General features: G+C 43.5%; 21 protein-coding genes and 1 pseudogene. 8 read left to right on the forward strand and 14 right to left on the reverse strand.

What is annotated here, in order from left to right:
* Positions 1-662: 662 nt before the first annotated feature.
* From B5D06_RS02155 to B5D06_RS02165, 3 genes are all read right to left on the reverse strand, one after another.
* Positions 663-2,351, reverse strand: a complete 1,689-nt coding sequence (locus tag B5D06_RS02155) for a diphosphate--fructose-6-phosphate 1-phosphotransferase (RefSeq protein WP_078736382.1) — start codon at positions 2,349-2,351, stop codon at positions 663-665.
* A 99-nt stretch (positions 2,352-2,450) separates the two neighbouring features.
* On the reverse strand, positions 2,451-3,659 hold the full coding sequence (locus B5D06_RS02160) for a saccharopine dehydrogenase family protein (protein WP_078736383.1): 1,209 nt from the start codon (positions 3,657-3,659) through the stop codon (positions 2,451-2,453).
* 99 nt (positions 3,660-3,758) lie between these two features.
* Positions 3,759-6,539, reverse strand: coding sequence for a TonB-dependent receptor (locus B5D06_RS02165; RefSeq protein ID WP_078736384.1), 2,781 nt, complete (start codon positions 6,537-6,539; stop codon positions 3,759-3,761).
* Between the two features lie 233 nt (positions 6,540-6,772).
* Between B5D06_RS02165 and topA the strand changes: the two genes are divergently transcribed.
* From topA to B5D06_RS02185, 4 genes are all read left to right on the forward strand, one after another.
* Positions 6,773-9,151 carry a type I DNA topoisomerase gene (topA, locus tag B5D06_RS02170; RefSeq protein ID WP_078736385.1) on the forward strand — a complete coding sequence of 793 codons (2,379 nt, stop codon included), beginning with the start codon at positions 6,773-6,775 and terminating at the stop codon, positions 9,149-9,151.
* A 30-nt stretch (positions 9,152-9,181) separates the two neighbouring features.
* Entirely contained in the window at positions 9,182-9,949 is a 768-nt protein-coding gene (gene truA / locus B5D06_RS02175) for a tRNA pseudouridine(38-40) synthase TruA (protein WP_078736386.1), read from the forward strand.
* Between the two features lie 111 nt (positions 9,950-10,060).
* The gene (locus B5D06_RS02180) at positions 10,061-10,663 is read left to right on the forward strand and encodes a riboflavin synthase (protein WP_078736387.1); all 603 of its coding nucleotides are present in this window, start codon (positions 10,061-10,063) and stop codon (positions 10,661-10,663) included.
* 4 nt (positions 10,664-10,667) lie between these two features.
* Positions 10,668-11,219 carry a nitroreductase family protein gene (locus B5D06_RS02185; RefSeq protein ID WP_078736388.1) on the forward strand — a complete coding sequence of 184 codons (552 nt, stop codon included), beginning with the start codon at positions 10,668-10,670 and terminating at the stop codon, positions 11,217-11,219.
* Between the two features lie 186 nt (positions 11,220-11,405).
* Here the strand turns inward: B5D06_RS02185 and B5D06_RS02190 are convergent, their stop codons facing one another.
* Complete coding sequence (locus B5D06_RS02190) at positions 11,406-11,816, reverse strand: A1S_2505 family phage non-structural protein (RefSeq protein ID WP_078736413.1); 411 nt, start codon at positions 11,814-11,816, stop codon at positions 11,406-11,408.
* A gap of 208 nt (positions 11,817-12,024) precedes the next feature.
* On the opposite strand from B5D06_RS02190, the pseudogene B5D06_RS09145 reads away from it, so the two are divergent.
* From B5D06_RS09145 to B5D06_RS02210, 4 genes and pseudogenes are all read left to right on the forward strand, one after another.
* Positions 12,025-12,400, forward strand: a pseudogene (locus B5D06_RS09145) (IS30 family transposase); the annotation flags it as partial.
* A gap of 123 nt (positions 12,401-12,523) precedes the next feature.
* Positions 12,524-13,570, forward strand: coding sequence for a transcription antitermination factor NusB (gene nusB, locus B5D06_RS02200; RefSeq protein WP_159442666.1), 1,047 nt, complete (start codon positions 12,524-12,526; stop codon positions 13,568-13,570).
* Between the two features lie 108 nt (positions 13,571-13,678).
* Positions 13,679-14,422 (forward strand): lysophospholipid acyltransferase family protein, encoded by a 744-nt coding sequence (locus B5D06_RS02205; protein WP_078736391.1) that lies wholly within the window; start codon positions 13,679-13,681, stop codon positions 14,420-14,422.
* A gap of 354 nt (positions 14,423-14,776) precedes the next feature.
* Positions 14,777-15,043 (forward strand): HU family DNA-binding protein, encoded by a 267-nt coding sequence (locus B5D06_RS02210; protein WP_078736392.1) that lies wholly within the window; start codon positions 14,777-14,779, stop codon positions 15,041-15,043.
* A 152-nt stretch (positions 15,044-15,195) separates the two neighbouring features.
* On the opposite strand, the gene B5D06_RS02215 is transcribed toward B5D06_RS02210, so the two are convergent.
* The 10 genes from B5D06_RS02215 to B5D06_RS09100 all read right to left on the reverse strand — a co-directional run bounded on the left by B5D06_RS02215 (position 15,196) and on the right by B5D06_RS09100 (position 23,586).
* A complete protein-coding gene (locus B5D06_RS02215) occupies positions 15,196-16,398 on the reverse strand; it encodes a hypothetical protein (RefSeq protein ID WP_078736393.1) in 1,203 nt (400 codons plus the stop codon).
* Positions 16,399-16,455: 57 nt separating this feature from the next.
* A complete protein-coding gene (locus B5D06_RS02220; RefSeq protein WP_078736394.1) occupies positions 16,456-17,052 on the reverse strand; it encodes an NAD(P)H-dependent oxidoreductase in 597 nt (198 codons plus the stop codon).
* A 13-nt stretch (positions 17,053-17,065) separates the two neighbouring features.
* Positions 17,066-17,467 carry a VanZ family protein gene (locus tag B5D06_RS09150; RefSeq protein WP_078736395.1) on the reverse strand — a complete coding sequence of 134 codons (402 nt, stop codon included), beginning with the start codon at positions 17,465-17,467 and terminating at the stop codon, positions 17,066-17,068.
* A 193-nt stretch (positions 17,468-17,660) separates the two neighbouring features.
* Positions 17,661-18,602, reverse strand: coding sequence for a ribose-phosphate pyrophosphokinase (locus B5D06_RS02230; RefSeq protein ID WP_078736414.1), 942 nt, complete (start codon positions 18,600-18,602; stop codon positions 17,661-17,663).
* Positions 18,603-18,753: 151 nt separating this feature from the next.
* A complete protein-coding gene (locus B5D06_RS02235; protein WP_078736396.1) occupies positions 18,754-19,518 on the reverse strand; it encodes a C40 family peptidase in 765 nt (254 codons plus the stop codon).
* Positions 19,519-19,524: 6 nt separating this feature from the next.
* Complete coding sequence (locus B5D06_RS02240) at positions 19,525-20,439, reverse strand: ribonuclease Z (RefSeq protein ID WP_078736397.1); 915 nt, start codon at positions 20,437-20,439, stop codon at positions 19,525-19,527.
* 417 nt (positions 20,440-20,856) lie between these two features.
* Entirely contained in the window at positions 20,857-22,113 is a 1,257-nt protein-coding gene (gene mobV / locus B5D06_RS02245; RefSeq protein ID WP_078736398.1) for a MobV family relaxase, read from the reverse strand.
* A 63-nt stretch (positions 22,114-22,176) separates the two neighbouring features.
* Positions 22,177-22,398 carry a hypothetical protein gene (locus B5D06_RS02250; protein WP_227977413.1) on the reverse strand — a complete coding sequence of 74 codons (222 nt, stop codon included), beginning with the start codon at positions 22,396-22,398 and terminating at the stop codon, positions 22,177-22,179.
* 46 nt (positions 22,399-22,444) lie between these two features.
* Positions 22,445-23,386 carry a toprim domain-containing protein gene (locus tag B5D06_RS02255; protein WP_078736399.1) on the reverse strand — a complete coding sequence of 314 codons (942 nt, stop codon included), beginning with the start codon at positions 23,384-23,386 and terminating at the stop codon, positions 22,445-22,447.
* Between the two features lie 68 nt (positions 23,387-23,454).
* Positions 23,455-23,586, reverse strand: a complete 132-nt coding sequence (locus tag B5D06_RS09100; protein WP_262502500.1) for a hypothetical protein — start codon at positions 23,584-23,586, stop codon at positions 23,455-23,457.
* Positions 23,587-24,098: the final 512 nt, after the last annotated feature.

Here is a 24,098-nt window from a genome sequence, read left to right on the forward strand (position 1 = left end):
GGAATACGAGATAGGATAGTGTCTTCTTACTTTATCTTCTTTTGGGTAAAAAATGAGAGACTTGCTAATAACTAAGTAAAGGCTACTCCTACTAATCTGTTCCTCTTAGTGAAAAAGTTGTAACTCTCCCTATCAAAACTCTTTTTCTTACAGGCTCTTCTTTATATTTAGATTGAATATACATATATTCAATCTAAATATATGTATTTGCAGGTTGAATATATATATACGTAATCTGTAAATATAGAATAACTTCTATCTCAAGGGATTTATTTGTGGGTGCAAAACAGTTTTTTTTGTATGCCAAAAGTTTTTAGGGCGTAGATAGAAGCTCTTTTTTACCTATTTTACTTGCCCAATAGACTTCTGCTATTGATGGCATTTATAGGGACACTACCGTATAAAGCTCTGTTTATGATAATGTATGCATAAAAAAAGCGAAAGGAAAAGGCAAAAAGCTGGCTGTGGGCTCTCCCGAGCCCTCGTATGGCGATGTCTTTTGTGTCGTTTGTTGAAAGATAGTCCACAGATAGGGAAAAAATTTACACTGGCTCTAAAGAATAAAAAAATCCCCTCGAACATACGTTGTCCGAGGGGTTTTCTACGACTAAAAACACTCCTAAAGAGCGTGATAAAAAGAGATTATTCCTTTTTAGAGAAGTTTAGAAGAGGGTTTCGCTACCGTACTCTTCGTCCTCTGGGTCGAGATGATTCTCCAACCTTAGGGTAATGGTCGTATTATCACAAACCGCCGATGGACCAAAGTACTGTATGGGGCCTGGATAGTGATACGAGATCCCCTCTGCCCACTCGTGCCTGTGCTTACGAAAGTAGCGGAACGGTGCCCCCTCAATATCGACCAAAGACTTCTTAATAACGGCTTTAAGTGCTCCCTTTCTCTCCTCTAAGTGCATCATAAGGGTAAGAGGTATGCCTGCAGGTTGCCATTCAGAGGGGTGGTTTACCAAGTTACGCACAGCAGCCATATAGCCCGAGTGTCCCGCAATGGCAAGGTAAGATGCGGTGCGGCCCAAGGAGTAACAGTAAGAGGCATCAAAGTTAGAGGGCATTGAGCAACGTCCCTCATAGCCAAAGAAATGCGTTAGAGCAGAAAAATTACCCTTATATTCTCCTTTCTTACGGCGTTTTTCCAACTCTTTTTTGAGCATAGTAACAATAAGCTCTTCTATTTCTATACGAGATACCTGCACATTGCCGTGAGGGTCTCGCTCCATAGAGAGCTGATACGCCATCTCTTTGGGTAATGAAAGGAAGAAAGAGGCACTCTCTTCACTCAACTTACCAGCTAAATAATTGAGTATTTGTGTGCGTTTGACCAGATGCAACTTATGAGCGTTCTCAGCCAAAACTTTATTCAACTCTGCAATGAGTAAACGCATTTTCGGCACAAATTCTACAAGCCCCTCGGGAATTAGCACCGAGCCAAAGTCCATGCCTCGCTCAGAGCGCATCACTACCACGTCTGCCAACTGACTCACAATATCACCCAAAGAGCGGTTGTGTGCAGCAATCTCCTCACTGATAATAGCCACATTAGGCTGGGTCATCAGGGCACACTCCAAAGTGAGATGCGAGGCAGAACGCCCCATAAGCTTTATAAAGTGCCAATACTTTCTGGAAGAGTAGCAGTCTCTTTGGATATTACCGATAAGCTCACCATATACTTTGGCACAAGTGTCAAACCCAAAAGAGGCCTCTATCCAAGCATTTTTTAAGTCTCCGTCGATCGTCTTGGGGCATCCTATTACGCGCAATGGGTCTCCGATTGCTTTACAATACTCGGCAAGAAGTGCCGCATTGGTATTTGAGTCGTCCCCACCGATGATAATAAGAGCGTGCAATTTAAGTCCGTGTGCTACCTTAAGTGCGGTATCGAAGTCCTCCTTTTTCTCCAACTTCGTACGGTCTGAACCAATCATATCAAACCCTCCCGAATTGCGGTACGCATTGATAACATCGGCCGTAAGCTCTCTTACCTGATTTTTAAGCAGCCCACCAGGCCCCATGAGGAAGCCAAAAAGAGAGGAAGCAGGGTGATAACTCTTCAAAGCATCAAAAATACCAGCAATTACATTATGCCCACCAGGAGCTTGCCCTCCCGAGAGAAGTACCCCTACATTGAGCGGAGAGGGAGCGGAGAGCTCTTCCGAAGAGAAATTCTCCTTGAGCTCCAAAAGAGGTAGCCCAAAGGTGGCAGGAAAGAAGGCCGAGACAGACTCTTCTATCGGTGCGTAATTTGTAGAGACCTCTACCCGAGGTAGACTCTCGAGCACTTTGGGTATTTGCGGTGTATAGTGCTTTCTTAGATTGTCTAAACGTATGTAACTCATAATGGCGTAAAGATAAAAAGAAATATCCCCCTGCCCATAACTCCGTAGTGGATAGGACAGAGGGATTATTAAAACTGCATCTATTGAGTATTTAGCGTGTTACTTTTCAAACTCGATGTCTACATCTAAATGTTCGTGCCATGGAAGCCCTTGCTTGGCAAGTTCTTCGAGGAAAGGATCGGGATCAAACTCTTCTACATTGAACACTCCAGGCTTGCGCCACAAGCCCTTGAAGAACATCATTGCTCCTACAGTAGCAGGTACTCCTGTGGTGTAGCTAACACCCTGTGTACCCGTCTCACGGAAAGCCGCTTGGTGGCTACAGTTGTTCCAGATGTAATAGGTGTGTTCCTCGCCATTCTTTACTCCTCGTATGCGGCAACCGATAGAGGTTTCCCCCGTATAGTCGTTCCCCAAATCTTGAGGGTTAGGCAAAACGGCCTTTAGGAACTGAATAGGCACTATCTCCATACCGTTGTAGTTGATAGGCTCTATACTGTCCATACCGATGTTCTGTATCACTCTCAAGTGGGTAAGATACTCCTCGCCGAAAGTCATCCAGAAGCGAGCTCTTTTGAGAGTTGGGAAGTTTTTCACCAAAGACTCCAACTCCTCGTGGTACAGCAAGTAGCTTTCTCTCACTCCAATGCCTGGGTAGTGTAGCGGACGGTGTATCTCTTGAGGCTCTGTCTCTATCCACTCACCATTTTCGTAGTATTTCCCTTTCTGGGTTATCTCACGGATATTAATCTCTGGATTAAAGTTGGTGGCAAAAGCCTTGTGATGGTCTCCGCCGTTACAGTCTACGATGTCTAAGTAGTGAATCTCATCAAAATGATGTTTCGCAGCATAGGCCGTAAATACACTCGTTACTCCAGGGTCGAAACCACAACCCAAAATAGCCGTCAAACCCGCCTGCTTAAAGCGATCTTGATAAGCCCACTGCCAGCTATACTGGTACTTAGCCTCGTCGATGGGTTCGTAGTTGGCGGTATCAAGGTAATTGACACCTGTTTCAAGACAAGCATCCATAATGGTTAAGTCTTGGTAAGGAAGAGCCACATTGATAACCAACTCTGGCTTGAACTCCTTAAAGAGAGCCACAAGCTCGGGTACTTTATCGGCATCTATAGAGGCTGTTTGGATTTTTACCCCCAGAGACTCCTCTATTTCCTTTGCAATTTTATCGCACTTTGATTTAGTACGACTTGCCAGCATTATGTCTGTAAAGGTATCATGGTTCATAGCCACCTTTTTGGCTACTACTGTGCCGACACCCCCAGCTCCTATTATTAATACTCTTGCCATAGTATGGTAGATTTAATTTGCTAACTATATTCTTCTCGGACAAAGGTACGATAAGATACTCAGCTAATAAACACTTTCGGCAAAAATGCTCACTTCGCCTTACATAACGGAGGATGAAGGGCGTCCTCCTATGCGACCAAAGGACTGAAAATCACTTTGCGAAGCCCCTTTGCTAAAGCTACCAAAGTTGTAAATGAGGTGAAGCATAACGTATCGCCCGAGCACATTGGTGCGACTGTCTGTAAGGTCAAGGGCTGTTGCAGCTCTGGAAATCCCTGTTTCACTCCCCAATAAGTCGTACGATTTTAGGCGCAAAGTAGCCTGCTTATTCCAGAACGTATAGGAAAGGGCTGCATTCCAAATCCACTCTGTTGAATTATAACGTTCTCCATACCCTGCGCGATTACGGAAAGTGACGTCAGACTCCAATTTTATACCAATGGGTAAATCCAATGCCCCCTCAAGACCTGTTTGAAATCGCCATGCACATCTTGTTAGGCCGTCTAAGCTGTTGGTCGTACCTCTATACTCCAAAGAGGCATTAAAACGGGTATAGACGCTCCCTTTGATGTAGGATAACTGCACAAGGGGGGTAAAAACCCAAGTATTTGCTACATTCTCACGCTCCTCTACAAAGCCTTTTTGATGCGTAAATAATACTCTTCCCCCCGCATTGAGCGTTAGAAGTGGAGTAAAAAGAGGCATAGAAGAGATACCGAACATACGCCACATGGCGTTGCCATCGACGTTGCGATAGCAAATAGTCTGTCGTCCCGATACACCGTCGTAAGTTACGGAGGGAGCAATGTCATTCAACGTATAAGTGGCTCGGGTAAAAAGATTGATCGACACTCTTGTTTCGGGATTATAAGTACGGAAAGAAGAACGTAGTCGATGAGTAAAAGATGGAGCCAACTCACTATTACCTATGGTGATTTGTAGCGGATTGGTAGGGTCTACAACGGGTATCATCGCGTACACATCGGGCATATCAGAGTCTCCCCGATAGTCCAGCCTCCAGGTAGTTTGTTTATTGGGGCGTAAGTTGAGGGTTACACGAGGTGAGATGTTAAACTTATGCTTTAAAATACTCTCCATAGTACCGAAAGGAAAACTGGTTTGCATCTCAATGGGTTCTCCGCCTATTCCTAACGTAACATCATAGAGGTCGCTTCTTCTTTGCAGATTAAGAGCAAAATTATAGCCCGATAGTTGGTTTACAAAAGAGGTGGCATAACGCTCCTCATAAAAGGTGTAGTTACCATTGACATCAGGTGTGTAAACATCTCGCAAACCTACTCTCCTGTCGTTTCTCCACGCTACCTCTCCCTGTAAGAGAAAGCCTTTTCCCAAAGGTTCTACGTAAGAAAGATGGGTGAGAACAGAAATCCGCTGTGTTAGGTCTTTTTGTAATAATCGGAGGGACTCGTTACGCGTGTCGTCAAGTCGATGGAGAAATGCGGTTGCATGCTCACCCTCTCTGTCGTCTTTTGTATAGTTCGTTGACACTTTTAGGCTCACAACTCTACCCTCTGTCGATAGTTTTCGGCTGATGTTCAGTACTCCTGCTGTTTGCAGATTATTACCCATTGTAAGGTAGGATTTATCAGACTGTGTTTGCTCTTTATAGAAGCTATCGAATGTTTGCGTCGCTTCACGGCCCTCCTCCAGATATTTTCCCCATAGAAAATCAGGCTGAAAAAGTATCTCCGTTAAACTATTGGGCTTGTAGGCAAAATGCAGATTGCTACCCACTCCATGCTCTCGCTTACGATTGTGTGACTGTTCCGATGCAAAAGTATTAGCTCTTCCCGAACGGATATACTCGATGGCGTTTTCCACCTCTATCACTTTGTCTGAGTAACCATAGCGTACATTTCCCTCTACCTCCACTTTTTTGTGGAGTGTATGCGCTATATCTATCGCAGCAGTAGCTGAGGTCGTTATCCCCACAGGAGCACTTCGTCGGGGTGGCCCTCCCTGCCCTCTGCTATTGGAGATATCACTAATACCTTTATTGTTAGTATTGTTCGCTCCAGCTACGAGGGTCAATCTATTTGCACCCGAGAAATTATTGAGCGTTGCATTGGCTTCAAAACGACGATTCGTACCATATCCGCCAAAGGCATTGCCAAAAAAACCTTCCTTGTATTGAGGTTTGAAAGATAAATTTAGTAGTGTCTCCTCCTCGCCATCGTCAAAGCCTGCCATACGAGAGGCATCACTTCTGCGGTCCAACATCTCTATTTTCTCTATAACTTCGGCAGGGAGATTTTTTGTTGCGGTCTTTGTGTCGCCAGAAAAAAACTCTTTCCCATCTACCATTATCTTCTGAATCGTTTTCCCATTGATAACAATGCTCCCAGACTCATCTATTTGAGCCCCTGGAAGTCGCTTAATCAAATCTTCTAATGAAGAGCCCGACCCCATGCGATAGGCATTGGCATTGAAAACAACCGTATCTCCTTTCATGCCCATATCAGCAGCTCGAGACTGCACTACAACAGTAGAGAGCTGTTTGCTATCTTCCAAAAGGCGTATACTAATCTCCTTGTCCTGTAGAGGCAACGTTATACTTAGATTATAGACTTGATAGCCTATGTAACTTACGTGCAAGCTATGATTACCCGCAGGTAGTTGGTACAGGGAAAAACCTCCAGTCAAATCAGTGGATACCCCCGCTAATTGCCTTCCAGAAGCTGAAAGCAGGCGTACATTAGCCCCAATTAAAGCCTCGCCCGTATGCTCATCAAGCACTTTACCCTTCAGAGAGTAAGAAGTCTGAGCATACAACAATTCCACAAAAGATAAGCCCAAAAGCAAAAGCAATGCCAAAGCACGGGAGAAGAAGCCCCTATGGGGTACTCTGGTTACGTTCATACTCAATTTATTTTCCTTTATTCTAAACGTTGGACTGCTTTTGAGGGGCGATGTTTAATACACCCCCATCGCACTTCTTGATAGGGAAACGGCAATTCTATAGAGCATGCATTAAATGAAATGTACCTTTACAAAAGAGGTGAAAGCACAATAAAAAATCAGCCCAACTGTGTAAAAAAGAGATTTTTGGAAACTATTCCCTTAACTTTGCAACTGTAAAAGATGCAATAACGATGCAAAAAACTCCCAATTTGGTGATTGTAGAGTCGCCTGCTAAAGCAAAAACAATCGAGAAATTCCTTGGAAAAGAGTACAAAGTGCTCTCCAGTTACGGACATATACGAGACTTGAAAAAAAAATCTTTCGGTGTCGATATTGAAAACGATTTCCGCCCAGACTACGAAGTATCTGAAGATAAAGAGAGTGTAGTACGCGAACTAAAGAAAGTAGCTGATAATGCCGATATGGTATGGTTGGCTTCCGATGAAGACCGAGAGGGAGAAGCTATTGCATGGCACCTATATGAAGTGCTCAAAAGAGAGGGGAAACCGACAAAACGTATCGTATTTCACGAAATAACCCTTCAAGCCATCGAAAAGGCGATTCAAAACCCAAGAGACATAGATATCAATCTTGTCGATGCGCAGCAGGCGCGACGTGTTTTGGACCGCGTGGTAGGCTTTGAGCTATCGCCATTGCTCTGGAAACGTATTAAGCCTTCTCTGTCGGCGGGGCGCGTACAATCCGTTGCCGTACGCCTTATAGTAGACCGAGAGCGAGAGATACGAGCTTTCAAAAGTGTATCCTCCTATAAGATATCGGCAAATGTAGCCAACGGGAGTGCGCACAGCTTTAGTATAGAGGCGAAAGATACTTTCTCTCATAGTTCCGAAGCGATCGATTTTATTAAAAGAAACGTAGGGGGACACATTGTGGTGCGAAGGATTGAGAGTAAGCCCGCCCGTAGAACGCCATCTGCACCCTTTACTACCTCAACATTACAGCAGGAAGCAGCAAGGAAGTTAGGATTTCCCGTTTCCGTTACCATGCGCGTAGCGCAAAAGCTCTACGAAGAGGGGCATATTACCTACATGAGAACCGACTCTGTAAATCTTTCCTCTCTGGCTTTGAATACAGCCGCCAAAGTGATAAAATCGCAGTGGGGCGAGGAATACTATCAGTACCGCACCTATAAGACAAAGAGTAAAGGAGCGCAGGAAGCACACGAAGCTATTCGCCCTACCTATATAGAAAGAGAAGCTATAAAGGGTACAGCACAGGAAGAGAAATTGTACGATCTTATACGCAAACGCACCTTAGCCTCTCAAATGGCAGAAGCTTGTCTTGAGCGAACGATTGTTTCATTAGAGTCTGAAAAGACACACGATCTCTTTACTGCCGAGGGCGAAGTACTGACTTTCGATGGATTTCTCCGTCTTTACAATTATGTTTCAGAGGGAGACGAGGAGGAAACAGAGAAAACCCATCAACTACCCCACCTAAAAGAGGGAGAGCAGCTCGATTTAACAGCTATCGTAGCTCGCGAACACTACTCTCACGCCCCTGCACGCTACTCAGAGGCCTCCTTAGTGCGCAAGATGGAAGAGCTGGGCATCGGCCGTCCTTCTACCTATGCGCCTACTATCCAAACAATTCAGAATAGAGAGTATGTTACGCGGGGTTCTGAATTGGGTGAAAAGCGTATTCATATGGATTACATTTGGGAGGCAACTGACGGACTTTCTCAAGAACCTCGTTTACAAAAACGTTTGGAAAGAACAGGAAGCAACAAAGGCAAACTCATACCCACTGATATTGGAGAGGTCGTTAATGATTATTTGGTAGAGTACTTCCCCAAAGTTATTGACTATAACTTCACGGCTCTTATCGAGGAGCAGTTTGACCTGATTGCAGAGGGCAAGTTAGTTTGGACAGAGGCACTCAAGCACTTTTATCTTCTTTTCCACCCATTGGTAGAGCAGGCCCTTGGGTCTCACGCCAGTACAGACCGAGGAGAACGATACTTAGGTGAAGACCCTCAAACAGGGAAACCCGTATTTGTGCGTATCGGGCGTTTTGGAGCTCTCGTACAAATAGGTAAAAACGATGAAGGAGAGGAAAAACCTCAATATGCTTCATTGACCCCAGGGCTATCCCTATCGACTATAACTCTGGAGCAAGCACTAAATCTTTTCAAGTTACCTCGCATATTAGGAAATTTTGAGGGCAGTCCCATTAAGGTTGCCATTGGTAAATTTGGTCCCTATGCACAGCATGCTGGAGCTTTTGTTTCCATTCCTAAGGAGGCCAACCCATTGGAAATATCGTTGGAAGAGGTAATACAACTGATCCAGAACAAAAGAGAAGCCGAACAAAAGTCTCTTCTCAAGCAATTCTCGGAAGATGCTACTCTCTCGGTTAGGGACGGGCGTTTCGGCCCTTACATCAAGCACGGCGGTGCCAACTATAAGCTCTCAAAAGAGCAAAAAGAGCGTGTTGCCACTCTTTCTTATGAGGAGTGCTTAGAGATTATCAAGGGACAAGAAATAAGCCCCAAGAAGAAAGCAGCTAAAAAGACTTCTTCCAAGAAAAAAACAACCACCAAGAAATAACCCAACCCCCTCGAGTAATACTATACCCCGATGGAGTTCCAACGTTTTTTCTTAGACATTGCATTTCAAGGAGCAGCTTACTGTGGATGGCAACGCCAACCCAATGGCATATCGGTACAACAAGTAGTAGAAGAGGCTCTCTCGGTACTTTTCAAAGAACCCGTTCCCATAGTCGGGGCAGGACGTACCGATGCTAGCGTCAATGCTTACTCGCTACCCGCCCACTTTGACCTTCCTAAAAACCAAGAACCCAATCCCTACCGATGGACTAAAAGTTTGAACGGCATCCTCCCCCACGATATATATGTGCGCTCAATCAGACCCGTACGAGAGGAGGCACATGCTCGCTTTTCCGCCACCCAAAGACACTACCTCTACTTCATAGCAGAGGAGCGAGACCCTTTCAACCGTTCGTATGTAATCCCAATACGTCCTTTCCCCGACGTTGATAAAATGAATCGTGCAGCCCAATATCTTTTGGGGACACATGACTTTACAAGTTTCAGCCGTCTGCATACCGATACTTATACCAACATCTGTACGGTAACCGAAGCTTTTTGGGCTCCTTCTGCCTATCCAGGTACTTGGCAGTTCTCGATTAAAGCCAATCGTTTCTTGCGCAATATGGTACGTGCCGTAGTAGGTACGCTTTTGGAGATTGGTAAGGAGGAGGGTATATCTCCCGAATCCATTATAGATATTTTGGAGGCAAAAAACCGTTCGCAAGCAGGAGCCTCTGTACGTGGCGAAGCTCTTTTTTTAGCCAACGTAACCTATCCAGACGATATTTATCTCTAAAGTCCCCCCTCTCTCTTTTCTTTTTGAGATATTTTCCTCGAAAATTTTAATTCCACGAGGTAATTACTACTTTTGTGTTGGTAAATAAACAGTATATAAGTAGTATATCCTATGTTTTCAGGTATTGTAGAAGCTGCAGCTCGCGTGGTTGCCCTTGAAAAAGAAGGAGGTAATCTCCACATCAGATTGACATCTCCTTTTACTCACGAACTCAAAATAGACCAAAGCGTTGCACACAACGGCGTTTGCCTTACCGTTGTAGAGTTAGAGGGCTGTGAGTACGTGGTTACAGCCATTCAGGAGACACTTGACCGCTCCAATTTGGGAGGTTTGAAAGTGGGAGATTTGGTCAATGTAGAGCGAAGTATGAAAATGGACGGACGCTTGGATGGGCACATTGTACAGGGACATGTAGACTGTACAGCTCGATGCGTTGCGATAAAAGATGTAGATGGTAGTCGTTACTTCAAATTTCAATATAGCGTAGACAAGGCTATGGCTCGTATGGGCTACACAACAGTGGAGAAAGGCTCTGTTTGTGTCAATGGGGTCAGCCTCACGGTATGCAACTCCACAGACGACAGTTTTGAGGTAGCCATCATTCCCTATACACTTGAGCATACCAACTTTTGCCGTATTGAAGAGGGGTCCATCGTTAACCTTGAGTTCGACATCATAGGTAAATACTTGGCTAAACTAAAGAATTTCGACTAAAGCTATGGACGTACAGGAGCTCTACAAACTATTTGCTCAGCGACAGAGCGATCGTCGCTTCGATGCCAACCGACCTATTCCCAACGAAATCCTTACCCGCATCTTGGAAAACTCTTTATTGGCTCCCTCGGCTTGTAACGAGCAACCCTGGCAAACGATCGTGGTAACAGACCCAGAACGAGTAAAAGAAGTAGCAAAAGCAGCTCGCAAAGGCTCCTTAGGACAGAATAAGTTTATCGAACAAGCTCCTGTGCACCTCATACTTGTAGCCGACCCTCCCTTTATACTTGCCAGATTAGGTTCAAAAGTACGTGGCGTAGACTATGTACAAAACGATTTAGGGATATTCGCCGCCTACATTACCCTCGCAGCAGCAGCCGAGGGGATTGGCAGTTGCATTATAGGATGGCTCAATGGAGGTGCTATAGCCGAAGTATTGGGTATTCCCAAAAACAAGAAAGTCTTCTTGGATATTGTACTTGGCTATTCATTAGATCCCGTTCGGACTAAGAAAAGAAAACCCAAGAACCAACTGCTCCACTTCGAAAAATGGTGAGCTTATGACTGCGTAAAAGGCGGTCGCACTTAAACTCTTACCCTCAGAGACGTACAATATACAGCCTCTGAGGGTAATTTGTTTTATACGACAATTAGGAATATCTCATGGGGGCGGATTCTCTCTCTCCACACAATCAGAAGATAAAAATCAATAAGAGGAGAGGGGAGATTTTACCTTGCCCAGTCATCCCTGCTCCACCTCTTGAAAAGGAGTAAGTATAGCAATCCATTCTGATGGGAGGGCTACATTTTCCAGCGACCAGCACTTGGCAAAAAGAGGGGCCATTTCACGATCCTTAAAGCCTGCTATGCCACAACCGATACGAGTTACCCAAAAATATTTTTCGGGATGCTCCTGCACATACTGGCAAAACCTATCGACATAGGGTTTGATATCCTCTACCCCACCGTGCATAGTGGGAATAGCGTAACATCTTCCCGTAGGACCATCGCCAACACCCCACTCCGCACCAAACTGACTATGCGCCCTGCGAGCTGCTCCTCCCACATGTTGACCATGAAGATTGCTTCCAAAGACAAAGATTTCGCCCTCGGAAAGTGTTTTGATATTATCTGGAGTTATTTGCTTTTTTATCCTTTCCATACACTATAAAGATTTGAAAACTTTCATGGGAACAAATATAAAGGAAACTCAAACAAAGTTCCCTCGTATAATAAGTAAAGTTTGCACAGGTCATAACTGAAGTTTGCACAGGTCATAACTAAAGTTTCCATAGGTCATAACTTTACGCAGTATCTCCCATAAGATTTCGAGTGTAGAGCCGATCACCACCACAGTACATAAAGGCATTTATATGAATGCCAAGGCGTTGGCCAGAGTGGTCAATCAAAAACTAAATTATTTCAAGAGAATGGGGGGTGCTACATTCCATCACAACGGACAATGGTACTGAATTTATGGCTTTTTCTTCTATCGAAAGAGCACTCAAAATTCTGTTTTTTTTTGCAAAGCCTTATTGTTCAACGGACAAACCTCACATAGAACATCTAAACAAACAAATCAGACAATATATCCCGAAAGGAACCTCTTTCTCCGAAATATCGAAACTACAAATCAAAACAATACAGAGCCTGCTAAACAACAGACCCAGAAAAAAGATAAACTTTCAATCCCCTATAGAACTGCTTGATATATATTTGCAAAAACGCTGCTCTTGAGACTGGAATCTGCACTCACAAAAGAGAAGAATGGAAAGAGTGGTTTATCATGATAAAACTATTAACTTTGCAGTCCCAAGGTTTTCTGGTGGAAGACCTTGTAGAGATTATATTATATCAAAGATGATCAACCGTACGCTCATTCGCATTCGTGTGCTCCAAGAGCTATTTTCCTATTACCATACGGAGGGAAAAAAGCTACAACAAGCCGAAGTACAACTTACCCTATCTATTGGCAAAACCCACGACTTATACCTATACCTTATAGATCTGATACCTACTCTTACTCGCCTGCATGCAGAGCGTCTGGAACGACGCAAAAACAAGTTCTTCAAAAGTAAAGAGGAGGCCTCCCCCAATATGCGTTTGGTAAATAACCGTCTTGCGGCTCATATCTCGGCCAGTGAAGAAATTGCTAAACACATTCAGGAAAAAGGAAATATCTGGAGTACGGATACTCGCCTTTTGGGATTATTACTCGACGAGATAGAAAGCAGTGAGCTCTACCGCTCTTACTGTCAAAATGAAGAAGACAACTTCCAAACCGATGTTCGTTTTTGGATATCGGCATTGAATACTTATACCTTTAAGAATTCGCTTTTGGATGAGTTTCTGGAATCTACCTCTATATACTGGGATAGCCCCTATGCTACAGTAGAGAAAATAGAAGTGGAAGAGAAGCCAGACATAGAAACCGTAGAGGAGGTGGTACACTCTCTTTTGAAAAGCGAAGGGTACAAAGCCAATCGCCTCTCTATCTCTGCCGTAGAGATAGAGAAAGAATTTGCCGTAAAAACCCTGCGTAAAGCATCTGAAGACACCCCTCTTGATGAGACTCTCTTACCGCTCTTTAAGGATGAAGAAGATGCCACTCTTCCCCTTGCCCTTATGCGTGCCACCGTGCTCCATGCAGAGGAGTTAAAAGGTATCATTGATGCCAACCTACACAACTGGGAGATGGATAGAGTTACCGACGTCGATATGATTATCTTGCAGATGGCATTGGCCGAGTTACTCACCTTCTCAAACATTCCTGCTACGGTAACGTTGAACGAATACATCGAACTTGCCAAGATTTACTCTACCTCCGATAGCGGTAAATTCGTGAATGGAGTATTGGACTCCGCTTTGAAACAACTCAAAAAAGAGGGACGCGTAACGAAAATATAAACTTGAGCATATATCTCGATCGGACGAAAGTGTCAAGTAACTCCACTGGCACTCAATTCTTTTGGGGATAGCCCGTACCTCATTGAAGAAGATTTATTTAGTTATAACATGAAAGTTCTGGGACGCTTTTTATACGCTATATACTATTGGTTGGTGGCTTGCCCTCTTTTTATCATTTCTACTATTATTCTTTCTTCTGTCACGGTAGTAGCTTGTTATCTTGGCTTTCAAAAATGGGCAGGCTATTGGCCAGGCACTCTATGGTCGCGCATCGGCTTAACTCTCTTTCTATGCCCCATTAAAGTAGAAGGGAGGGAAAACATCCCCTACAAATCTGGCCCTTTTGTAGTTATGGCCAATCATCAGGGTGCCTTTGATATCCTCATGATGTATGGCTACCTTTCCATCCCTTTTAGATGGGTTATGAAGCAAGAACTCAGATCGGTGCCCTTTATGGGAAAGGCATGTGCCATGGCAGGGTTCATATTTGTTGACGAAAAAACGCCCTCTTCTATAAAAGGGACGATGAGCTCTGCAAGAAAAGTTCTCTCAGAGGGCACTTCTATATTTATATTCCCAGAGGGTAGTAGAACTAAAGATGGAAAGATGCGCCGCTTCAAAAAAGGAGGGTTTATGATGGCGTATGAATTGAATGTGCCTATCATACCCGTAACGATAAACGGAGCCTTTAAAGCTTTACCTCGAGGTACTTTCTTTGTTCGCCCCACTCGACTAAAATTAACGATACACCCTCCCGTTGAGATCGATAAAGAGGAACCGTTCCCTCAAAATATGCTTGGTACCGTTCAAAAAGTACACGAAATTATCTCATCTTCTTTACAGCCTTCTTAATATTTCATTACGGGAGGGAAGAACTTATTCTCTACCCTGCTTTCTATTTACCATTGGATATTTCTTTTGCTCAGAAAAGTTTCTTCCTCAAAAACCTCACAAAAAGATTGATCGATAGTCTAAAAGAGAGCCAAAAGCCCTTCTAAACGAGCTTAGAAGACTAAATATCTAAGAAAGATTGACCTTTTTACGTTTCATATCAAAATAATTGTTGTTATTTTTAGAAATATGACTACTTTTGGGGACAAGGAGTTGAGCTCTATATGTTTCCATATTTATGGATGTGTTTTTTGAGAGTAAAAAGAGCAAATAAACTATTGACAAAGAATTATCTAAACATAAAAGACTTGTAATATGAATAAAACAGAATTTATTGCTGCTATCGCAGAAAAAGCGGGTATCACAAAAGTAGAAGCTCAGAAAGTTGTTGCTGCTTACGCAGAAGTAGTTAAGGAGCAAATGCAAAAGGGAGAAAAAGTTGCAATCTTAGGTTTTGGTACATTCTCTGTAACAGAACGTCAAGCTCGTACAGGTATCAATCCTCAAACCAAGAAAGCTATCAAAATTCCTGCACGCAAGAGCGTCAAGTTCAAACCAGGCACAGAATTGTCTTTGGACTAATTTCTTGCAGAAACACTGATTTAGGGAAAGATTTTCGCTAAACAAAAAAAGAGGCTCCTTGGTAAATATCAAGGAGTCTCTTCTTTATGATGAGAAAGAAAATATACAGAGCTCATGTCTCGAAAAGGAGACGGTAGACAAAGCCTTAAAGGTTATCTCCCAATCGACTGTATTTTACTACGCACCTTATCGGATAGTTCCAGAAACATATACCCAGGTTGCTCTTCCATTATCATCAAGCTATCCGCAGCATACTTACTGGAGGCATATTGTATCGACTTGTGAAAAGTAATCTTTGACATCTCATTTTGAGACTTTCCAGTAACAAGAGAGTCTATGGCTTCGTCGGGAAAATAATCGTCAAAGTCGATGTTTCCTATCATAGAGGTTTCCAAAAAGAGTTTGTTTTCATGGCGTTTATCCGTATAAAAACCGACAAACATATGCCCTGGTTTTAATACCAAAATAGGATCTATATTAATAGCCCTCAAGAGAGAGGCAAAAAGTACAGAGCCATCTACACAATTGATTTGAGATGTAGAAAGTGCATCTTCTAACGACCTTACCCTTTGGGCATATACCACATTACTTCCTAAACTACTATTAGAGATAGAGCTATAGCGAAACTGACGCCTTTGCAATACATTCCAGAGAGCATATACCTGCCGTACCACAGCAGAAGAATCACTTTGATAGCCCGAAAAGCGGTTTACGATACGTGTATTTAATGCCTCTCTAAGCACTTTATCGATCAGAGGACTATCCTCATTTACATAAGCGGCAAAGAAGATGGGAGTATTAACAAACTGGCGTTGGCGTTTTTCATTTATTCTGTAATAGCCGTACATACACTCGTTAATACTTCTCATCGAAAAAGTGCGCACTTTAAGCGTCGAGGCTAAATTGTCTGTAATCACCGTCGCCACGATACTCATAGGTGTTGGTTGCTGGGTTCCTCTTAAAACATCGTACTTCCACACTATTTCGGGATAAATAGTGTAGGTAAGTCCTTTTTGAGGTAGGACAAATTCAGAAACAGAGTGGTACGAAAAAGGAGTTTCGGCTATTTCAATACGAATTTGGGCATTGTTTCTTCTCGCCTCCATTTTGATGCTGATACCCGCTTTGGGATTACCTACATAGGTCGTATGTGAGGGGGTTATTATAAGTTCGTCTGTAGTGGCAAGTGATATAATTGAGGAGGGAAAAAGATTTCCCCCCAATTCATCTGTAATTTCAAAATCTCCAGAAGTTTTCTGACTTCTAAAAAAGAGATACCCAATGAAAATGAGTAGCAAAAAAGCTAAAAGAATAAAGACATCACGCTTATTTAAGGCGACATAAACTCGTATCATAGAGATCGGTCAATTAAAGATGCACATCACTTTCAGAACTACACGACAGACTATGTACTATAATAGAGAGGAAAGCTCTGACAAGTCTTTTCTCTTCTTAGGAGTAAACTCCAACTGATTTTTATCCTCTTTGTCTCTCTTACCCAATGCTACGGCAAAAAGGACACTGAATTTATCATTCCCTAAAATCTCTGTATATGCCTCTTTATCTATTCCCTCCATGGGGGTGGAGTCTATATCCATATAAGCACATGCACTCAAAAGCACTCCTAAAGAGATATAAGCTTGACGAGACATCCAGTTCTTTACAGCCTCCTCACCCAAAGGAGCCAGTCGCTCTCTGTAATAGGCCTCTACGGTAAGTCCATTTACTCTATCTGCCTCAAAATCTGCCATTTTATTATAAATGGAGAACACGATCAAATGACTACAGTTTAGTACCTTCTCGGTATTGTGTTGAGACACTTTTGCCAACTCTTGCTTTATAGTCTCTGACTCCACTACCGTAAAATGCCACGGCTGTGAATTAATCGAAGAGGGAGATAAGCGTAATATCTCTAAAAGTTCTTCTATCATCTCTGTATCTAAGCAATAAGAAGGATCATAAGATTTAGTTGTATAGCGTTTTTGTAGAAAAGGAAGAAACGTCTTCATATCGTAACGGTTTTTATTTTTGTATGTCCTTTTTTATGTAATGGCAAATTATATATCCTATCAAGAAGGCGGATAAAGTGCCCCCTATATCTGCCAAGAGATCGTAAAAATCTCCCGTTCTGTAAGAAGTGGCATAGTGCTGTAAAAGTTCGGTCAATATTCCTATAGAGAGGGGGTATAATAGTTGCCCATTCCAGCGTATTTTATTCTCCCTTCTTTTGTATATGTAATGGAATGTGTACTCTCCCCACAACAATAGAGTAAGTACGAAAAACATCAAGAAATGTACTACCTTATCTGAGATTTTGACATCTACTTGCATACCCGAGGAGGGCATCAAACAAAGAAACAACACCATCAACGTATAGATGATCGTGAGATAATAGTTCCTAATATATCGGAGAATAAAATTCATTATTGCCTGTTATTGGATCGTATTTCTCGTATGTTTTTAGGATGAAAAAACTCTATAGTAGAACCAATATTCTGAAAAAGAGAAAGGAACTGTAGAGGATAATACTCTCTACAATTCCTTTGAGTAGTTTTTTCCGAATGCGGAAATTACAATCTATAGATGGAAATATCCTCTTCTTTATAAGGATATAAAACTAAAGAGTATAGAGAGAACTTATAGACTCGTGGCTTGATACTCGTTTAATCGCCAATGCGAAAAGATCTGCCACTGAAAGTACTTTTACCTTTGATGAAGTTTTGTTGTAAGGAATCGAGTCTGTAAAAATCATTTCTGTAAGAGAAGACTTCTCTATGTTCTCCGTAGCAGGATCACTCATTACAGGATGGCTTGCCAAAGCGCGTACACTGCGAGCTCCCTCCTTAATCATCAACTCTGCCGCTTTCGTGATTGTGCCAGCCGTATCTACGATATCGTCAATGAGAAGCACGTCTTTACCCTCTACGTTACCGATAAGACGCATCTCTGCCACTTCATTGGCTTTTAAGCGGGTCTTGTGGCAAATAACCATAGGTACTCCAAGGTGTCGAGCATAACTACTTGCTCTCTTCGTGCCCCCCACGTCTGGGGTTGCGATTACCAGTTTATCGAGAGAGAAATTCTCTTTGATGTAATCCATAAATACAGAGGAGGCATAAAGATGATCTACAGGCACATCGAAGAATCCCTGTATTTGATCTGCGTGGAGGTCCATCGTAATAAGTCGAGTTACCCCTGCAGTGCTTAATAAATCTGCCATCAATTTAGCAGCGATAGATACACGAGGTTTATCCTTTCTATCTTGACGAGCCCAACCAAAATAGGGAATAACAGCTGTAATATAGTGTGCTGATGCTCTTTTAGCTGCATCTATCATGAGGAGAAGCTCCATAATATTGTCCGCCGAGGGAAAGGTAGATTGTACCAAAAATATATCTTTTCCTCTGATGGTTTCTTCGTAAGAAACGGCAAACTCTCCATCGGCAAAATGCTGAGTGGTCATACGCCCCAATGGACATCCAAGGCTTTTACATATCTTCTCTGCGAGATATTTCGATTTTGTCCCTGCAAAAACGGAATAAGATTTTTCGTTCTCCATCATTTATGAGTATTATAAAGTAAATCTCCTATTATATTCCTATCAGAAAGTGAGTAATCTATTTGCTCCTGCAAAAGTAACTTTTCCTATTGAAACCGAGAAGCCTGTTTGAGAAAAAGCTCTTTATTTAATCTTTCGATAAATCTCTTTATTAACTTTGACTCGCAACTCTCTCAAGAGTGGGCAATCTCAAAGGTGTACTTAGTACAGCGGGAAATGTATGCCCTTGTGGGAAAAGAGGAGCAATCGCTATTAAATCGAAAGGAGACTTTCCATTCAATTTCTCCAAGGCCTCTATGGTACTTCTAAGTTGAGGTATACGCCCTGCAAAGAGAAAACGAGATGAAAAATAGGGACTCGCCTCCAGCTTTTCTATCACTACTCCCCTACTGTTTGTACTATGTATCATGGTGATGCTATTCCCTTTTACTTCAATAACCAGAGCCACATGCCCCACTCGACTACTTCTCTTGTTGCGCCCCTTGAAAAAGAGCAAATCGCCAGGACGGGGGGTATCTATTCGGTTTATGATTTGGGCTAAATCGTGCGAAGAGCCAGACATATGGATACCAAAGCAGGAGAATATGTAACGCACATACCCCGAGCAATCCATAGGCCAAGCAAACGGCCCCCTATAACGATAGGGTTTGCCCAAAAACTTTTTCCCCAATGCTATTGCATCATCTATTATCGAACCTGAGGGGGGGATACTATGATAAGTGTACGCCTTGCAGTCAGGAGAGGGAAGATAAATGCCCGATGAAGTATATACCCCTTCTCCTGCAGAGAAGTAAGAAGAACGCGAAGCTTTTGCCTGTTGTACCCTACAACTCGAAAGAGAAAAAGTGAATACTAAAAAAAGTATCGATAAAAGATGAAAGAATCGATGTTTAGTGGTATTTGCTGTATTTGTCATAGCTATTCATATTTTTATGCAAAGCCCTTCAAAGGCAGCTTCTGTATTGGGGAACTCCTCTCTCGCTTGTTGTAGGAGGGTGTCATAAGATTCGTATCTACTGGAGTAATGCCCTATCAGCAATCTTTTCACCTCGGCCTCACGAGCTATTACAGCCGCTTGTCGTGAAGTGCTATGGGCGGTAGCTTCGGCACGTTCGGAAAGCTCATCTCCAAAAGTTGCCTCATGATATAAAAGATCTACCCCTCTAACGCAATCAATGATTGGAGGATGGTATTTCGTATCTGAGCAAAAAGCATAACGACGAGGCGAACGCCCCTTTTTCGTTAGGCGATGGTTGGGAATCTGCTCTCCCTCCTCGGTAACGTAATCTTCTCCTGCCAAAAGATGTTGGTAGTAAGCAATAGGCACTTTATAGAAATCGACCGAAGGCTTATCGAGATGCAACTCGGCACACTTCTCCTCAAAAAGATATCCTATCGTAGGGATACGATGGCTTAAAGGAATGGAAAAAACACGTAGAGAACTGTCTTCATGAACCAAGGTATGGATGCGACAGTCACACTCTCGCACCTCTATCTCGAAAGAGGAATCTGCCAAAAAGCGTTGCTTTATCTCTTGCACATAGTCCTTTATCCCCCATGGTCCGTAGATGGGGAGTGTAGATGCACGTCCTAACAGAGACATCGTGGAGAGTAATCCTGGCAGTCCGAAACAGTGATCGCCATGAAGATGGGAGATGTAAATACTGTGGATTTTGGAGAACTGAAGTTGGGCGCGACGAATGGAGAGCTGAGTACCCTCACCGCAATCTATGAGATAAGTTTTACCTCTGAGTTGCAATGCCTGAGATGTAGGATTATGCCTCATTGTTGGAAGAGCCGAACCACAACCCAATATGTGTAAATCAAAATTCTCCATCCTGCGCAAAGATAATACTTAAGCTATAAAATCTATCGGTTACACCATTATTTGCAGATTCCAGTATCAAGTGCAACGTTGTTGCAAATGTACATCAACAAATTTCATGGACATTCGGAAGCAAAATCTATCTAAGGAGTTTATTTTTCTTATATACGAATAGAACATGTTCTATATACAGCGTGATTTTTTTCCACCAGGATTTTTCGTCAGCGAACTATCTCGTTGGATAATAGAGTGTTACCGTTTTGGAGTAGATGCACAGGTAACGATTTAGAAATGAGCGGAGTGCATTGAGGCACATTGTTTTGAATAGCCAAAGAACGCTCACTTTTACTACTTGCAAAGGTACATATTTGCGAGGGAAAGTGAGCGTCTTTTCTTGTTTTTCTTCTTGTCAGTGAAAGAAAAAAGCAATTACAGCCGTTGCGAGCGGTTGCGATTGATGAGTTGTTTCCATTTCTGCTCGCACCAATCAGTTATGGGAAGTCCGTTGATGGTGAGGAGCGGTCGTTTCTTCTCATCCTTGATGATACGGATTTCGCTATCCTCTTCCGTAAACTCTCTCTTGTACAGCCCCGAATAGGTTTTAGCCGTTCCTCGCTGGGGAGTTTCCGTGCGATACATCTCCGCTATTCTGTCGTCAGAGAAATCCATCTTTCGGAGCATCAGACGAATGTTCAGCAATTGATAGAAGCCATTGAAAAAACGTTTTACCCAATTCCGCTCTTCCTCATAAACCTGCACGGTTTCTTTCAATTCGGCAATGGCTCTGTCTCTTCCCTTGACCGTGTCCTGCAAGAGTACCACCTCCTTTCGGATTTCATTCTTCTCCTTTTGAGAAAGATATCGTTGCCGTTCGGCCTCTTGCTCCAAGTCTGCAATACGCTTCTCTGCCTTGTCGAGTTCGGGGTTCCCAAAGAGGGAGTACAGCGTGCCTTTCATTCGGAGCTTGCCTGCCTGCTTCTCCAGCTCCTTTATCTTGGCTGTGAGTTCCGCCTTTTGAGCTTCCTTCTCTTTCGTGGCTTTGAGAATTTCCTTGTAATACTCCATCGTGGTGCGGTGCTTGGCTACCGAGCCGTGTACGCCCCGTTCCAACCCGAACCGTTGCACTCGCTTGGCATAGTCCGTCTGATACTGCTCCAGTTTCTTTGGCGTAAGCACATCATCGGCACAAAGCCGTACCTTGCTCTTCTTCGTCTTATACTTCCGCTTGCCGTTCTCGGCTTCCTCCTTGGCTTTCCGTCTTTCACCCGTAACAATGGGGACGACCGTGGCGTGAATATGGGGCGTTTCCTCATCTGCGTGTAGCGTGGCAGCGACCACGTTGTCCGCCCCGAAAGTGGAGCGAAGCCAATCCATCGATTCATCACACCACTCGTACAGGCGTCCTTCCTGCTCTATACGAGCCATGTCCTCAGGAGAACTCGACAGAATAAAGCACAGGGCTTTGACTTGGTTCTTTGCTACCTTTCGGTAGATACCGGCTGTGGCGATGCGATGCTCTATCGCTTCGCTACGGTTGGTCACATTTGCAGGGAATTGCACCAATTCCCTGTTCAGGTGTGTGCGAGAAGGATCGACATTACTCGGGGTATATGTCCGCGCTATATGAGCGGTATTTCCCGAGTCGTTGCTTCTCGCCTTGTCTATATGTAATACGGCGTAGCCCATTGTTTGAAGTTTGTTTTAAGGGGTATCCAAAGGGGCGGACTCCCTTGGCTCAGGAGGGTATTTTTAGCGATAACGGAGTGCAGCGTGAAGAAAATACCCTAATGAGCTATGGCATTTCTTGAAATGTCCGCTCCGCCCTGCTCGTACTTCTTTCTTGTTACGTTGCATTCTGTGAATGCCTGCACGCTTTGTTTCTAAGTTTGGCTCTGCAAACTTGCTGTTCTGAGGAACTGCCGTAGCTATCGAAACAAAGCCGTTTATTCGCATACATTTTATTTCCTGCATCTTTGAATACCTGATGATAGAATAATGTTGTTTGCTCTCTTTTGCCTTATCGTCTAAGTCCTCGTTTACGAGGTGGTATCACCTGTTTTTGCCCTGTTCTTTGGGCAACGTGGTACTCATTGAGGTCTTTGTATCGGGAATAGTGTCGGCTCATATCCTCCACGTTGATACCTGCCGATTGTAAAGAATGTAGGGCTTTTCGTCCTGCTTCATCGTTGTCGAGGAATGCCCGAACGAAGTCGATGCCGTTCTCGTAGAGATAGGCGATGGCTCGTGAAATGTTGCTGACCGAGTTCAATACAAGGCAAGGCGCCGTTTCTTTTCCGTTTATCGTAAGAAGGGAAAGGAAATCCATAAAGCCTTCAAAGATGCAGAGAGGGGCGATGTCCTCTCGTCCTGCAATCACAGATATATCCTTTGGAGCAATAGTTCCCTTGAATGCGTTGTCATCCCGAAGCTCATATCCACCAGAACGATTGGGAAATCCGATGGCGGAGTATTCTCGTCCTCCTACCTCGTAGTGGATGTGACGGAGATACCCACTTGCCACTGCAAGATCTATCTTGCGAACCTCTCGAAGATAGCGTTGCAGATGTGAGGGCAACTCATCGCTGATGGAAAGAATATGCCTTCTATTATTTGCTCTCTGCTCATCTCTTCTGTGCTCTATGTGATCTTCACGATGAAAGGAAGAGGGTGCAACGATTGTCTCTCGCTTTCCAGCAAGATGCTTCATCGCTTCATAAGCACTACACCCTTGCATACGCATCACAAGGTCTATGATACTTCCGCCTTGACCTGTGCCGTAGTCGTGCCACAAGTTTTGCCGAAAGTCCACTTTCAGGCTGGCGTTGGGGTCTTCTCGGTAAGGTGCGTGATAAAGAGCATAGCCGTTGTACCGTTTGGCAGGTTCAATACCACAGGCGTGCAGGTAGTCGCCTATCGGTATCTCTTTGATATGTTGTAAATCGTAATATCTTGATTTCATAAGTTGATTCGATGATTACTGTGTGGATAAAAAGGTGATTCAAACGGTGAAAGGGAAAGGCTGTCGGCTCACGGAGGACGCACCTTGTCGCACGCAAAACAAAAAGCCATTCCCTGCTTTTTCCCTTTCACCGTATATACCCTTTCACAGTGAAAGAAGAAAGTATCTATGGCATTTCTCGTTTGCTTGTTTCTTTTCATTGTTCGTACTTCTTCTGTTTGCTTGATTTTGAACTTTCATCCGAAAACGGATGCTGAAACCAAGTTACAGAGGCGAACACAGAGTCCCAAGGCTGGTGTGTCTGTTGCTTCGAGGTACAGAGAAATGCTCCGAAAATGAGTAGTAAAAATGGGAGAAAACAGAACGAAAAGGCTCAAAAGAAGAGAACAGAGAGGAGAACGGCTCTGCAAACGACTTCATCGGATTGCCAACGTCTGCACCCTTTTTCTTCGAGGGATAGGCAAGCGAGAATTATCATTGGTGAGAGAGCATCCAAAAGATGCCGAGTAATCAAAGAAAAGATACCGAGCAATCTCACGGTCGCTCGGTATCTTTTTCCCGTTGTGTCGTGTGGACATTTCACATCATATCGAAGCCACAAGTACGCACTTAGAGAAAAGGGGGTGAAACAGGCGGTTTGTGCTTGTACATTTGCCTGCGATTTCCTGCTGTTTCCCTTGATTTCATCGGTTCTTGGGACAAGGATTTCGCT

Origin of the sequence: Porphyromonas circumdentaria (assembly GCF_900167105.1) — a bacterium.
Lineage (GTDB): Bacteria > Bacteroidota > Bacteroidia > Bacteroidales > Porphyromonadaceae > Porphyromonas > Porphyromonas circumdentaria.